General features: G+C 67.9%; 11 protein-coding genes and 1 pseudogene. 8 read left to right on the plus strand and 4 right to left on the minus strand.

Annotated features, from left to right (window positions below; genetic code table 11):
• Window positions 1-342 (plus strand): diacylglycerol kinase (locus tag V7Z54_RS02660; protein ID WP_334134161.1); only part of this gene is annotated, 342 nt, incomplete at its 5' end.
• A 153-nt stretch (window positions 343-495) separates the two neighbouring features.
• Here the strand turns inward: V7Z54_RS02660 and V7Z54_RS02665 are convergent.
• Window positions 496-2,187, minus strand: a complete 1,692-nt coding sequence (locus tag V7Z54_RS02665; protein WP_334134162.1) for a phosphoethanolamine transferase — start codon at window positions 2,185-2,187, stop codon at window positions 496-498.
• Between the two features lie 193 nt (window positions 2,188-2,380).
• On the opposite strand from V7Z54_RS02665, the gene V7Z54_RS02670 reads away from it, so the two are divergent.
• On the plus strand, window positions 2,381-3,175 hold the full coding sequence (locus tag V7Z54_RS02670; protein WP_334134164.1) for a phosphatase PAP2 family protein: 795 nt from the start codon (window positions 2,381-2,383) through the stop codon (window positions 3,173-3,175).
• Here the strand turns inward: V7Z54_RS02670 and V7Z54_RS02675 are convergent.
• Window positions 3,145-5,130: a DNA topoisomerase IV subunit B gene (locus V7Z54_RS02675; RefSeq protein WP_334134165.1), complete on the minus strand. Its 1,986-nt coding sequence runs from the start codon at window positions 5,128-5,130 to the stop codon at window positions 3,145-3,147. The genes V7Z54_RS02670 and V7Z54_RS02675 overlap by 31 nt on opposite strands.
• Window positions 5,131-5,632: 502 nt before the next feature.
• Here V7Z54_RS02675 and V7Z54_RS02680 point away from each other — a divergent pair.
• The 5 genes and pseudogenes from V7Z54_RS02680 to bamC all read left to right on the plus strand — a co-directional run bounded on the left by V7Z54_RS02680 (window position 5,633) and on the right by bamC (window position 9,958).
• Window positions 5,633-6,859, plus strand: a pseudogene (locus tag V7Z54_RS02680) (MFS transporter).
• Between the two features lie 53 nt (window positions 6,860-6,912).
• The gene (locus V7Z54_RS02685; RefSeq protein ID WP_334134166.1) at window positions 6,913-7,080 is read left to right on the plus strand and encodes a hypothetical protein; all 168 of its coding nucleotides are present in this window, start codon (window positions 6,913-6,915) and stop codon (window positions 7,078-7,080) included.
• An 11-nt stretch (window positions 7,081-7,091) separates the two neighbouring features.
• Window positions 7,092-7,715 carry a class I SAM-dependent methyltransferase gene (locus V7Z54_RS02690; RefSeq protein ID WP_334134167.1) on the plus strand — a complete coding sequence of 208 codons (624 nt, stop codon included), beginning with the start codon at window positions 7,092-7,094 and terminating at the stop codon, window positions 7,713-7,715.
• A 206-nt stretch (window positions 7,716-7,921) separates the two neighbouring features.
• Complete coding sequence (dapA, locus tag V7Z54_RS02695) at window positions 7,922-8,809, plus strand: 4-hydroxy-tetrahydrodipicolinate synthase (protein WP_334134169.1); 888 nt, start codon at window positions 7,922-7,924, stop codon at window positions 8,807-8,809.
• 33 nt (window positions 8,810-8,842) lie between these two features.
• Window positions 8,843-9,958: an outer membrane protein assembly factor BamC gene (gene bamC, locus V7Z54_RS02700; RefSeq protein WP_334134171.1), complete on the plus strand. Its 1,116-nt coding sequence runs from the start codon at window positions 8,843-8,845 to the stop codon at window positions 9,956-9,958.
• 174 nt (window positions 9,959-10,132) lie between these two features.
• On the opposite strand, the gene ahpF is transcribed toward bamC, so the two are convergent.
• Window positions 10,133-11,722: an alkyl hydroperoxide reductase subunit F gene (gene ahpF / locus V7Z54_RS02705; RefSeq protein ID WP_334134172.1), complete on the minus strand. Its 1,590-nt coding sequence runs from the start codon at window positions 11,720-11,722 to the stop codon at window positions 10,133-10,135.
• 187 nt (window positions 11,723-11,909) lie between these two features.
• Window positions 11,910-12,473 (minus strand): alkyl hydroperoxide reductase subunit C, encoded by a 564-nt coding sequence (gene ahpC / locus V7Z54_RS02710; protein ID WP_334134173.1) that lies wholly within the window; start codon window positions 12,471-12,473, stop codon window positions 11,910-11,912.
• A gap of 127 nt (window positions 12,474-12,600) precedes the next feature.
• On the opposite strand from ahpC, the gene V7Z54_RS02715 reads away from it, so the two are divergent.
• Window positions 12,601-13,778, plus strand: a 1,178-nt coding sequence (locus tag V7Z54_RS02715) for a TonB-dependent receptor (RefSeq protein ID WP_334134174.1), incomplete at its 3' end; no start/stop codon positions are given.

Here is a 13,778-nt window from a genome sequence, read left to right on the forward strand (position 1 = left end):
CGCCTGTGGCACGCCGCGCGCTACTCGCTGGCCGGCCTGCGCGCAGGGCTGGGTGAGCCCGCGTTCCGCCAGGAGCTGCTGGCTGCCGTCGTGCTTCTGCCCACCGCCTTCTGGCTGGGGCGCACATGGCTCGAGGTCGCGGCGCTGGCCGGCGTGGTCGTGTTGGTGATGGTGGTCGAACTGCTCAACACCGCCGTCGAGTCGGTTACCGACCGCGTCGGTCCCCAGTGGCACCCGCTGGCCAAGCGGGCTAAGGATCTGGGCAGTGCGGCGGTGCTGCTGACGCTGCTGCTGGCCGCTGGTGTGTGGGGTGCGGCGCTGTGGACGCGTCTGTCGGGTTGACCCGGTCGTGTGTCACTCAGAACCCGACGACGGCGCACGCGCTCCCGCCGTACCCTGCAACTCCCGCCGGGTTCCCGGTTGGCCGGCACGCGAGGTGCAAGCGACGGCGCTTTTGCGCCCTGTTGCCACGCCCCCAGGCCCCCCACCGCTGGACTAGCGGCTGTCGCGACAGGCGCGCTGCAGATCGCGCCCCGGATCGACGACCGACGTGTGCAGTCCCAGCACGCCCGCGATGGTGTGGAAGACGTGATCGTGTGAGGCGGGGGCCTGCGCCTGCCGCTGCACGCACGCCCAGTCCAGCCGCAGGCGGTTGCGCATCTCGGTGTTGGTCCACAGCAGCATCGGCACGTGGATCTGCTCGCGCGGCGCGATGGCATACGGCACACCATGCAGATACAACCCGGACTCCCCCAGCGACTCGCCATGGTCGGAGACATACAGCAGCAACGTTGGCCCCCGGCGGCTGCGCAGCTGCGCGATCAGCTCGGCCAACACATGGTCGGTGTAGCGAATGGTATTGTCGTAGGCGTTGACCACCCACTCCACTGGGCACGCGGACAGTTGCGGGTTGATGCACTCCGGCTGGAACACCTTGAAAGCCGACGGCGTGCGCCGGAAGTAGGCCGGACCATGGCTGCCCATCTGGTGCAGCACCACCAGCGTCCCGTGCCGACGCGCCTCGGCGCTGAGCTGCGCCAGCTGCCGCGGCAGTTCACGCAGCAACACCTCGTCGTGGCACTCGTCGGCCGCGCACAGATCCGGCAGGCCCAGCCGGTCGGTGCGAACGGTGGGTACGCGGTCACACACGCCCTTGCAGCCGGACTGATTGTCCAGCCACAGCACGGCCGCCCCGGCCCGCTGCACGACGTCGAGCAGGTTTTCCTCGTGACGGCGCGCGTCGTAGCTCGCGCGCCCCCCGGGGGAAAAGAGGCACGGCACCGAGGTCTGGGTGTTGGTACCACAGGACTGCACCTGCGTGAAGTACACCAGCTCACCGGCATCGCGCAACGCCGCCAGGCGCGGGGTGGTCGCGCGCGGATAGCCGCCCAGCCCGAAGTTGGCCGCACGGGCCGTCTCTCCCACCACCAGGACCACCAGCGGAGCCTCCTCCGCAGAGGCTGCGACCGGCAGCGGCGCCACGTCGGTGCCGACCGGCTGCAGCGGCTGCTGTGCCCTGGCCGCCCGCCCGCCCACGCTGCGCGCCGCCGCGTAGAGCGTGTTGTAGGGATTGATCAGATAACGCAGTGACTTGTCGTTGCGCATCAGCGGCGCCAGATCGGTAAACGACCCCCACAGCAGCGCCAGCGCCGCCAGCAGCGCGGCAGCGGCCACCCCCAGCTGCTGCTTAAGCAGCGACGTCAGCGGCACCGCGCGCACGCGCTGGCGCCACCACCACCAGCCCGGCAGCGCCACACCCAACACGAGAGTGCCCATCAAACCCGGCGTCACCAGCTCACGCGCCTCCCGCGCGTCGGTGTGTAACACGTTGTCGAGCATCGTGCTGTCGATGACCACGCCGTAGTTGAGCATAAAGTAGCTGGGCACGGCCACCAACGCCAGCAGCACGACACCGGCCAAGCGGCGCCAGCGTGGCCAGACCAGCAGGGCCAGTACGGCCATATTGATCGCGGTCAACGCCAAGCCCCAGGCGAGCATGGGCACCAGCCAGACCTCGCGCTGGGCATACAGGCTGCGCCCCACGGACCACCACAGCGGCAAGTTGCCGGCCAGCGCCAGCCACAGCGCCAGCGCGAACAGCAGCGTCAGCGGGTGGCGACCGCAGCCCGTGGGAGGGCACGGCCGCGATGCGACACGGATTGCAGAAGGGTCGGGCGACAGCGTCATCAGGATCGGGCAAGCACGCGCAGACCTGCCATTGTCAGGCACACCCCCTGAACGCGAGCTGAACACGAAGGAACGCGATGCGGGAGGCCGCTTCCCCGCCCCCCGGCAGCACCGCAGTTCGCCCAGCCCGCGTTCAGCGTCCGTTCAGTTCGATCGGCTAGCATCTCCTGACCCCAACGCCGTTGCGCCCGCCATGATCGCCCCCCTTGTCCGCGCCAACCCGGCAGGCCACAGCCACACCCCCCACGCAGCCGGTGGCCCGACACCGGCCGACGCTCAGCCGGGCGGCGGGGGACAGACGCGGCGCGCGTGGACGATCTGGGCCCTGCTGCTGGGGACGGCCCTGCTGTGGGACGTGCTGGCGTACGACCTGGACGTGATGCGCGCGATAGGCGCCCCCACCGGCTTTCCCTGGCGCGATCATCCCCTACTGGTACGCTGGGGCCACGACTTGGCCAAACAGGCCAGCGCACTCGCCTACCTTGGCGTGCTGGCGGTGGCGGCACTGGCCTTGTGGCGACGCGGGCTGCGCGACGGCAGCACACGGCGCTGGCTGGAAGTGGCCACCGGGGTCACGCTGTGCGTGGGAGCCGTGGCGCTGCTGAAACGCATCAGCCTCACCAGTTGCCCGTGGGACCTCGAGATGTTTGGCGGGGTCGCGCACTACGTCACGCACTGGCGACCCGGCGTGGCCGACGGCGGCGGCGCCCACTGCTTTCCCGCTGGGCACGTCAGTGCTGCGTTGGCTTGGTGGCCGCTGGCGCTGGCCCGTGAGGCGCGCCCATGGCGCATCGACACGCGCTGGCTGCTGGCCGTAGCGGTGCTGGGGTCGGTATTCGGTGTCGTGCAAACCTTGCGCGGGGCACACTATCCCAGCCACACCCTGTGGACCGCGTGGCTGTGCTGGACGCTGACGCTGCTCAATCACGCGGCGTGGCGGGTGCGACCGGCACGCCGTCAAACATCCACCTCGACCGCGTCGCCGTAACGCTCCATCAGCTCGCGCCGTGCCGCGGCCTCGCCCTTGCCCATGAGTTGATGCAGACGCGCCTGGGTGGTGCGCCAATCGGATCCGCCCAACGACACCGGCAGCAGGCGCCGGGTATCGGGGTTGAGTGTGGTCTCCCACAGTTGCTCCGCGCTCATCTCGCCCAGCCCCTTGAAGCGGCTGATGGTGCAGCGCTCGCGCGGCACGCCGTCCTGGGCACACTTGTCCAAGATCGCCGCCAGCTCACCGTCATCGAGCGCGTAGAACTTGGCCGCCGGCTTTTTGCCGCGCGCAGGCACGTCCACCCGGTACAGCGGCGGCTGGGCCACGAACACGCGCCCGGCCTCGATCAGGCGCGGGAAGTGGCGAAAGAACAGCGTCAGCAGCAGCACCTGGATGTGCGCGCCATCGACATCCGCGTCGCTGAGGATACAGATCTTGCCGTAGCGCAACCCGTCAAGGTCCACCGCATCATCGGGGCCATGCGGATCGACGCCGATGGCCACCGCGATGTCGTGGATTTCGTTGTTGGCGAACAACCGGTCGCGCTCCACTTCCCACGCATTGAGCACCTTGCCACGCAGCGGCAGCACCGCCTGGAAGGTCTTGTCGCGCCCCATCTTGGCGCTGCCGCCGGCGCTGTCGCCCTCCACCAGAAAGAGCTCGTTGCGGGCCAGATCGCGGCTTTCGCAATCGGTGAGCTTGCCCGGCAGCACAGCCACCCCCGAGCCCTTGCGTTTTTCCACCTTCTGCGCCGCCTTCTGTCGGCTCTGGGCCGCACGGATAGCCAGCTCTGCCAGCCGACGGCCATACTCCACATGCTGGTGCAGCCACAGTTCCAGCGCCGGGCGCACGAAGCTGGCCACCAACCGCACGGCGTCACGCGAGGTCAGCCGCTCCTTGGTCTGCCCCTGGAACTGCGGGTCCAGCACCCGCGCCGACAGCACGTAGCTGGCGCGCGCGAACACATCCTCCGGCAACAGCCGCACACCCTTGGGGCACAGCGCGTGCAGCTCGATAAACCCCCGCACCGCCTGATACAACCCCTCGCGCAGGCCGCTGTCGTGGGTCCCGCCGGCCGTGGTGGGAATCAGGTTGACGTAGCTCTCACGCACCAGCGACCCGTCCTCGGTGAAGGCCACCGCCCAGGCCGCACCCTCGCCTTCGGCAAAGCTCTCGTGGCCGGCCTGCGCGTAACCTTCGCCCTCGAACACGGGGATCAGCGGCTCGGTGGCCAACGTCTGCAGCAGGTAGTCGCGCAGCCCCCCCTTGTACTGCCAGGACTGCGTCTCGCCCGTCTTTTCATTCACCAGCGTGACGCTAACACCTGGCAACAACACGGCTTTGCTGCGCAGCAGATGCACCAGCTCGCCCCAGGGCAGCACGGGGCTGTCGAAATAGCGCGCATCGGGCCACACGCGCACGGTCGTGCCCTGGCGGCGCTCGCCGGCCTGCAGCGGCCGCCGCGTCATCGGCTCGACCACCTCGCCGCCCGCGAAGGCCATGCGCGCCACGTGGCCATCGCGGTGGCTGGCCACCTCCAGCCGGCGAGAGAGCGCGTTGGTCACACTCACCCCCACGCCGTGCAGGCCGCCAGAGAAACTATACGCGCCCCCGCGCCCCTTGTCGAATTTGCCCCCTGCGTGCAGCCGGGTAAACACCAGCTCCAGCACTGGCGCCTGCTCCTCGGGATGCAGGCCGTGCGGAATGCCTCGCCCATCGTCCTCCACCGTCACCGAATCATCGGCGTGCAGCGTCACGCCGATGCGCTTGCCAAAACCAGCAAGCGCCTCGTCGGCGGCGTTGTCGATCACCTCTTGCACGATGTGCAGCGGGTGATCGGTGCGGGTGTACATGCCCGGGCGCTGCTTGACGGGCTCCAGCCCTTTGAGCACCCGGATGGCGTTTTCCGCGTACTCCGCTGACGGCATCGAACGTTCGCTGTGGGCAGCCATGGGGGCCGATTGTACGAAGCGGCCGCGGCGGGTTTTGCACACCGGTGCACCGCCGAGGTGCCTGCGCTCATGGCCGACGCCACCACCTGTGACGCGTCGCAACACCCTCGGACAATGACATAACCATTTGTTTTACAAGCAAGTTTTTGATTGCCTAAAAAATGGGCAATCTGTTCAAAGCCTTGAGCGATGAGACTTTGCCCACCAAGGTCACGGCTTGCCCACAAAGTTATCCACATAACCATGGGACAACGCCAAGCCGCCCTGTTTCATCAACCACTTGCGCCTCAAGGTGCGCATACGGCTGCAACGACGCATGGCAACCGCGCATACTCTGGACACCGCCATGGGGCCGCCGCAGGCGCCACTGCCCCGGGCGCAGCACTGCGCCGATAGACAGCGCCGAGCCGAGCGCCTCGACAGTCCCCGCCAGCAGCGGGTCAATACCCCGCACTCCGTCGGCGCGACACCCGACCCCCCATCGTGCGCTACAGTAGCGCCGATGCAGACCTCTCCCACGCTGTCGGCCCGCCAGGTGCTGCTGTGCAGCGCGCTGATCGTGACGCTGTCGATGGGCATACGGCACGGCTTCGGGCTGTGGCTGCTGCCATTGACGCAAGCGCGCGACTGGCCACGCAAGACCTTCGCATTGGCGATGGCGATACAGAACCTGGCGTAGGGCCTGCTGGGCATCTTCGCCCAGATGCTGCCCGACCGCTTCGGCGCCTGCCGGGTGCTGCAGGCCGGTGCCGTGCTGTACGCCCTGGGCCTGGTGGGGATGGCGCTGGCGCCCACGCCCATGCTCTTCGGCCTGACCGCCGGCGTGCTCATCGGGGCGGCCCAGGCCGGCACCACCTACGCCGTGATCTACGGCGTGATTGGGCGCCAGCTGCCGGCCGAACGCCGCTCGTGGGCTATGGGTGTGGCGGCGGCAGCCGGCTCCTTTGGACAGTTCCTGATGGTGCCGGTGGAGGGCTGGCTAATCGCGGTGCTCGACTGGCAGGGTTCGCTGCTGGCGCTGGCCACCGCCGTGCTGCTCATTGCGCCGCTGGCGCGCGGGCTGCGCGAGCCGCCGGCCGCGCCTGCGGTCCATGCGGCGCTGCCCCAGTCGGTGAGCGACGCACTGCGTGAGGCCTTCGGCCAGCGCAGCTTCCAGCTGCTGATGGCTGGCTACTTCGTCTGCGGCTTTCAGGTGGTGTTCATCGGGGTGCACATGCCCAGCTACCTCAAAGACCACGGGCTGGCACCCCAAGTGGCCAATACCGCATTGGCCCTGATCGGGCTGTTCAACGTAGTGGGCACGTACGCCGCTGGCGCGCTGGGCCAGCGACTGGCCAAACGCAAGATCCTGTCTGCTGTCTACCTGCTGCGCTCGGTGGCTATCGCGGCGTTTCTGGCCGCCCCGCACACGCCGCTGGCGGTGTACCTATTTGCGTCCGTCATGGGCCTGCTGTGGCTGTCTACGGTGCCGCCCACTAATGCCATCGTGGCCCAGCTGTTTGGCGCGGCGCACCTGTCGATGCTGGGTGGCTTCGTCTTCTTCAGCCACCAGGTGGGCAGCTTCCTGGGTGTCTGGCTCGGCGGCCGGCTGTACGGTCTGACCGGCAGCTACGACGTGGTCTGGTGGATTGCCATCGCGCTGGGCCTGTTCGCCGCCGCCGTCAACTGGCTGATCTGCGAGGCCCCGGTGGCGCGCGGACCGCGCCGCGTCGTCACTTCGGCCGCATGAGGTCGCTGCCGCCGATCGCAACCCGTCCCTAGCCGCTTCTGCCGCCCGCCACGATGTCCCCCACGCCCGAACCCGCCACACCCCGGCCATCGGTCGACCGCCGCCTCTGGCGCTGGCTGCCGCTGCTGGCGCTCGCGGGCGTTGGCGCACTGGTGTTCGCGGCCTACCGCCACCCGCTGCTGCTGCAGACCGTGGCCGACCAGCTGTGGGCCTGCTTTTGACCGCCGAGTCCATGTCGACCGCTGCCCCGACTGCCTCCCTGACCGCCCGCGCCGACCCCGCACCGGCACACAGCCGGCTGCCCCCATCGGACTGGATCACACGCTTTGCGCCGCTGCTGCAGGCGTGCGCCGCCAGCGTCGGCCAGCGGCGAGCGCTGGATGTGGCGTGCGGCTACGGGCGGCACACACGCTGGCTGCACGCGCGCGGCTGGCAGGTCACCGCCGTAGACCGCGACGGTGCGGCGCTGGCGGCGCTGGCTGACCTGGAGCCGGGTGTGTGCCGCCTGCAGGCCGATCTGGAGGGCGCAGCGTGGCCGTTGACCGGCGAGCGGTTCTCCGCCATCATCGTCACCCACTACCTGTGGCGTGCGCTGTGGCCGCACCTGCTTGCGGCGCTGGCCGACGGCGGCGTGCTGCTATACGAAACCTTCGCCGCCGGTCAGGAGACGGTCGGCCACCCGCGCCGGCCCGAGTTTCTACTCGCGCCGGGCGAGCTGCTGCGCGCCTGTGCCGAGCTGCGCGTGGTCGCGTACGAGGATGGTTTTCTGCACGACCCACCCCGTTTCATCCAGCGCATCGCCGCGGTGCGGCCGCTGCCCGGTGCGGGTGGTCCGGCGCGCTACCCGTTACCATGACAGCGACCGCCCGCGCCTCCTCACCCGTCGCAGCGCCCCGGGCAGCCTCCTTGCCCGAGCCGTCCGCGCGGCGTCCACTCCGCGCGGTCCGCGACACGATGAGGTATCCGGGCCGAACGGCATCGGCGCGCCCATTGCCGGCACGCATCGCCGTGTGCGCTGGTTAGAATGGCCGCTGATTACCCGAACTTGATCACCACCCTCCCATGAAGCCCATCACCGGCAGTATCGTCGCCCTCGTCACGCCCATGCACGAGGACGGCCGCGTCGACTACGACACCCTGCGCAAGCTCATCGACTGGCACATCGAGCAAGGCACCGACTGCATCGGTGTCGTCGGCACCACTGGCGAGTCGCCCACGGTCAGCGTCGAAGAACACTGCGAGATCATCCGCGTCGCGGTGGAGCAGGCGGCCGGGCGCCGCCCCATCATGGCGGGCTGCGGCGGCAATTCCACGCGCGAGGCCATCGCTCTGGCCGAATACGCGCGCCGCGTGGGGGCCGACTGCCAACTGCAAGTCGTGCCCTACTACAACAAGCCCACCCAGGAGGGGCTATATCAGCATTTCAAGGCGATTGCCGAGGCCACGGGCGACCTGCCCATCATCCTGTACAACGTGCCCGGGCGCACGGTGGCCGACCTGCTGCCGGAAACCGCATTGCGTCTGGCCGAAATTCCGGGCATCGTCGGCATCAAGGAAGCCACCGGCAACATCGAGCGCGCGCAGTGGCTGATCCGCGAAAAGCCGGCGCACTTTGCGGTCTACTCGGGTGACGACGCCACCGCCGTGGCCCTGATGCTGTGCGGCGGCCAGGGCAATGTCAGCGTCACCGCCAACGTGGCCCCCCGCCTGATGCACGAGCTGTGCCGCGCCGCTATTGCCGGCGATGTCCGCACCGCGATGCAGCTGCAAATGCAGCTGTTGCCGCTGCACAAACAGCTGTTCGTCGAGGCCAATCCGATTCCGGTCAAATGGGCCATGGCCCGCTTGGGTTTGTGCGGCGGCGCGCTGCGACTGCCGCTGACGCCGCTGTCGCCAGCGCATCATGCCAGCGTCGAGGCGGCCTTACGCACCGCTGGCCTGCTGGCCTAAGCCCTGTCCGTCCCCTTCGATCAAGGCCACAACATGCCCACCCGTCCGACCCCGTTCCGCTTTGCGCCCCTGGCTTTGGCCGCGCTGCTCGCCGGCGGCTGCTCGGTGCTGGAGGAAACCCGCATCGACTACAAAAGCGCTAAGCCCATCAACACGCTGGAAGTGCCGCCCGACCTGACGCAGCTGGCCCGTGAGAGCCGCTACGCGCTACCCGGCAGTACCGTCACCGCCTCCGGCTACCAGGCTGCGGCGGCAGCACGCCCCACGGCCGGGGTGACGGCCCCGCAGCAGATCGGCGACGTGCGGATCGAGCGCGCCGGCAACCAGCGCTGGTTGGTGGTCGATCGCGCCCCCGACGTCCTGTGGCCCGCGCTGCGTGACTTCTGGCAGGAAAACGGGTTTCTGCTGACCATTGACCAGCCCCAGCTAGGCCTGATGGAGACCGACTGGGCCGAAAACCGCGCCAAGATTCCGCAGGACATCATCCGCGCCACCATCGGCAAACTGTTCGACAACCTGTACTCCACCGGCGAGCGCGACAAGTTCCGCACCCGCGTCGAGCGCGGCGCCAGCGGCGGCAGCGAGATCTACATCAGCCACCGCGGCATGGTCGAGGTGTATTCGAACGAGCGCAAGGACAACACGGTCTGGCAGCCACGCCCGGCCGACCCCGAGCTGGAAGCCGAATTTTTGCGCCGCCTCATGGTCAAGCTGGGCGTCACGCAGGAGCAGGCCAAGGCGGTGCTGGCCGCAGGGGCCCGTCCGGCGGTGGCGCGGGTCGAGACGCTCGACGGCCAGCCCACGGTCGTCATCGACGAGAACTTCGACCGCGCCTGGCGGCGGGTGGGCCTGGCGCTGGACCGCAGCGGCTTCACCGTCGAAGACCGCAACCGCAGCGAGGGCCTGTATTTCGTGCGCTATGTGCCGCCGGACACCCAGGGCAGCGCGCGCAACCCCGGCTTTTTCGGCCGCATCACCGGGTTCTTCAGCCGCAGCGAAGCGGCCGCGGCCCAGCCGGCCCGCTACCAGATCCGCGTTGCCGGCAACGCAGAGCGCACCACCGTGCGCATCCTCAACGCCAGCGGCCAGGCGGAAGCATCGGCCACCGCGCAGCGCATTGCGCAGCTGCTGGCCGATGACCTGAAATAAGGCAAACGGCCGCCGACGGTGCGGCCGCTGAGGCGTGGGGGCGGTATAGCGAGGTGCGGTCTTGGGTACCGGCTACCTCACCCTGCGGCAATGCGCCGCCATAAACTCCCGTCAGCCGCCGTCGCGCCGATCCCGAAGTCCGGTGTACCCCGTTGTAGCAACGCACCAGTCGGGTCAGGCGGACACGGCCTCTGTCGGCTGCGCCATGGGCGTACGAATCAGGTAATCGAACGCCGACAGCGCCGCCTTCGCCCCTTCACCGGCGGCGATCACGATCTGTTTGTACGGTGTCGTGGTGCAGTCTCCGGCCGCAAAAACGCCTGGCACATTGGTCTGCCCCTTGGCATCGACGACGATTTCACCGTAGCGGTTGCGATCGACAACACCATCGAGCCACTCAGTGTTCGGCACCAGGCCGATCTGCACAAAGACCCCCTCCAGCGCGATGGTCTGCTCGGTGCCGCTGGCACGGTCACGCCAACGCAAACCCGTGACACGCTGCCCGTCGCCTTCAATCGCCAGCGTCTGCGCCTGCGTCAACACCGTCACGTTAGGCAGGCTCTTGAGCTTGCTGACCAGCACCGCGTCGGCCTTAAGCTGATCGGCAAACTCCAGCAGCGTCACGTGGGCCACGATGCCCGCCAGGTCGATAGCCGCCTCGACCCCCGAGTTCCCCCCGCCGATCACCGCCACCCGCTTGCCCTTGAACAGTGGGCCGTCGCAGTGCGGACAGTAGGCCACGCCGCGGTTCTTGTACTCCGCCTCGCCCGGCACATTCAGATTGCGCCAGCGCGCTCCCGTAGCCAACACCACGCTGCGCGCGCGCAGGGTGGCTCCACCTTCCAGCTCAACCCCAATGTAGTCGCCAGCCTGCGCCGTTGGGTGCAGGGCGCGCACGCTCTGACCGTCGATCAGATCGACCTCATAGTGCCGCACGTGCGCCAGCAGCGCCGCGGCAAACCGCGGCCCGTCGGTCTCCAGCACCGAGATGTAGTTTTCGATGGCCAGCGTATCGTTGACCTGGCCACCGAAGCGCTGCGCCACCACACCGGTACGAATACCCTTGCGCGCCGCGTACACCGCCGCGGCAGCCCCGGCTGGTCCGCCACCGACCACCAGCACGTCAAACGGCTCGCGCGCCGCCAGCGCCTGTGCCGCGCGGGCTTGAGCGCCGGCGTCCAGTTTGGCCAGCAGCTCGGGCAGCGTCTGTCGGCCCGACGCAAACACCTCGCCGTTGCGCAGCACCAGCGGCACCGCCATCACACCGCGCTGCTCCACCTCCTGGGGGAATAGTGCGCCGTCGATCACCGTGGTGCGCACGCCTGGGTTGAACAGCGCCATCAGGCTGAGCGCCTGCACCACATCCGGGCAGTTGTGGCACGACAGCGACATAAAGACCTCGAACTCGTGGCTGCCGCCCAGCGCGCGCACCTGGGCCAGCTGCTCTGCCTCGACCTTGGGCGGATGGCCGCCGGCCCACAGCAGGGCCAGCACCAGCGAGGTGAACTCGTGGCCGAGTGGAATAGCAGCAAACGTTAGGTTTTCGCGGCCGTCGGGGGTGCGGATGGCAAACGACGGCCGCCGCGACGCCTGTCCGTCACGACGCACACGGATGCGCCCATCGGAGAGGTCGGCCAGTGTTTGCAGCAGCGCATCGAGCTCGCGGGCGCTGGCCGAGTCATCCAGCGTGGCCACCAGCTCGATCGGCTGGCGCACGTGGGCCAGATAGCCTTGCAGTTGGGATTTCAGGTTGTCGTCGAGCATGGATACACCTAGGGGGAAGATGACTGGGGCAGCACCGCCCCACGGTACCTCACCGCCAGGGTGAGGCACCGGGGACGCGAATCAGCAGCAAAGATGTCGAGGCGTCGCCCGGGCAACTCAAGCGCGCTGGCGAGCGCGCTTCAGGCTCGGGCGCCAGCGCCGGACCGCGACTGTGCGCCGCAGCAGATCAGATCTTGCCGACCAGTTCCAGCGACGGGGTGATGGTCTTGGCTCCCTCGTTCCACTTGGCCGGGCAGACTTCACCCGGGTGCTCGGCCACGTACTTGGCAGCCTTGAGCTTGCGCAGCGTCTCCTTGACATCGCGCGCGATCGCGTTGTCGTGGATTTCGGCCGTCTTGATCACCCCTTCCGGATTGACGATGAAGGTGCCGCGCAGCGCCAGGCCCTCTTCCTCGATGTGCACGCCAAAAGCGCGGGTGAGCTGGTGCGTCGGGTCGCCCACCAGCGGGAAACGCGCCTTGCCCACCGCGGGCGACGTCTCGTGCCACACCTTGTGCGAGAAGTGCGTGTCGGTGGTGATGACATAGACCTCGGCGCCCAGTTTCTGGAACTCGGCGTAGTTGTCGGCTGCATCTTCGACCTCGGTCGGGCAGTTGAAGGTAAACGCGGCCGGCATGAAGATCAGCACCGACCACTTGCCCTTGAGGGACCCCTCGGTGATCTCGACGAACTTGCCGTTGTGGAAAGCCTGAGCCTTGAAGGCAGGAACTTGGGTGTTGATCAGCGACATGTTGCTTCCTTTCAGGTTGGAAATGAATAGCCGAACGGGACGGCCGTGTCAGCGTACGGCGCGATGCCCTTGCTGAACCGCCGCGATTATAGCCATTATTTATCCTATGACGCCATTGATAGCATCTATGCAAGCGATTGACTGGGTCACGCCAGCGCCATCGATCCATTCGTGTTGCAAGTTAGTCTCATTTATGTTTATACTCGCACTACGATACGGCGTCAACGACACTACGCGCTCGTCACCGCCGTTCGACGTTGTCCCTTCCGCCACACCACAGTCTTCCGACCCAATGGACGCCAACCCAGTCATCCGTTTAGCCATGCCCATCGCCAACACCACACCGAATCTGCCCGTACCGTCGCTTTCAGGCCAGCCTTTCATGCTGTCTTTCGGGACGCCGCCAACCGCTGCCCGGTGCGCCGACGCCTCCGCCGACGTGCCGCCGACGACACACCGCGCAACACCAGGGGCCAGCCTACCGCTGGGCGCCATGCTGCTGGCAGCCAGCCTGCAGGCTGTCGCCCAGACCGTCGGCACGGCTGGCACCTTGGACACGGTCACCGTCACCGGGCAGTCCGAACCCGCCGAAATACGCTCCAAGAGCACCCTCAAACCCGCTACAACCCGTCTAGGCAAGGGTGAACAGTCCCTGCGCGACATCCCGCAGAATGTCACCGTCATGACCGAGCGGCTGCTGGACGACCGCAACCTCGACGACTTCCGCGAGGTGCTCAAAACCACGGCCGGCGTTACCTTCCAGGCCGGGGAAACCGGCGAAGAAGACGTGCGTCTGCGTGGTTTCTCGCTGGGGCAGGCGGGTGACATCTTCCGCGACGGCATGCGCGAAGCGCAGCTGATCACACGTGACACCTTTGCCACCGAGCGCGTCGAGGTGATGAAGGGCTCAGCCTCCATGCTCTTTGGCAAGGGCTCCACCGGCGGCGTGGTCAACCAAGTGACCAAGCAGCCCTTCCTGATGGACCGCTACGAGGCCGAGCTAACCCTGGGCAACGGCAACCACCGCCGGGTACAGGCCGATTTGAACAAGCAGCTGGACAGCAACAGCGCGGTGCGGCTCAACGCCATGGTGCAACGCGCCGACAACTGGGGGGCGCAGGACGACCGCCAGGGGCTGGCTGCCAGCTGGCGCACCGGCATCGGCGAGCGCAACGAATTCCAAGTGGACCTGTATCACCTCAAAACCGACCAACGCCCGATCTACAACCACCCGTGGCTCTTGACTGGCAGCAGTGGTCAGCCGCAAACCATCGTACCCACTCTGCCGGCGAAAAACTTCTATGG

This window comes from Tepidimonas sp. (genome assembly GCF_036824975.1).
In the GTDB taxonomy this organism is placed as follows: domain Bacteria; phylum Pseudomonadota; class Gammaproteobacteria; order Burkholderiales; family Burkholderiaceae_C; genus Tepidimonas.

Bases quoted from the DNA above. Each gene is read 5' to 3' on its own strand.
- V7Z54_RS02665 (WP_334134162.1), bottom strand. From the start codon at position 2,187: ATGACGCTGTCGCCCGACCCTTCTGCAATCCGTGTCGCATCGCGGCCG.
- V7Z54_RS02670 (WP_334134164.1), top strand. From the start codon at position 2,381: ATGATCGCCCCCCTTGTCCGCGCCAACCCGGCAGGCCACAGCCACACC.
- V7Z54_RS02675 (WP_334134165.1), bottom strand. From the start codon at position 5,130: ATGGCTGCCCACAGCGAACGTTCGATGCCGTCAGCGGAGTACGCGGAA.
- V7Z54_RS02685 (WP_334134166.1), top strand. From the start codon at position 6,913: ATGTCCCCCACGCCCGAACCCGCCACACCCCGGCCATCGGTCGACCGC.
- V7Z54_RS02690 (WP_334134167.1), top strand. From the start codon at position 7,092: ATGTCGACCGCTGCCCCGACTGCCTCCCTGACCGCCCGCGCCGACCCC.
- dapA (WP_334134169.1), top strand. From the start codon at position 7,922: ATGAAGCCCATCACCGGCAGTATCGTCGCCCTCGTCACGCCCATGCAC.
- bamC (WP_334134171.1), top strand. From the start codon at position 8,843: ATGCCCACCCGTCCGACCCCGTTCCGCTTTGCGCCCCTGGCTTTGGCC.
- ahpF (WP_334134172.1), bottom strand. From the start codon at position 11,722: ATGCTCGACGACAACCTGAAATCCCAACTGCAAGGCTATCTGGCCCAC.
- ahpC (WP_334134173.1), bottom strand. From the start codon at position 12,473: ATGTCGCTGATCAACACCCAAGTTCCTGCCTTCAAGGCTCAGGCTTTC.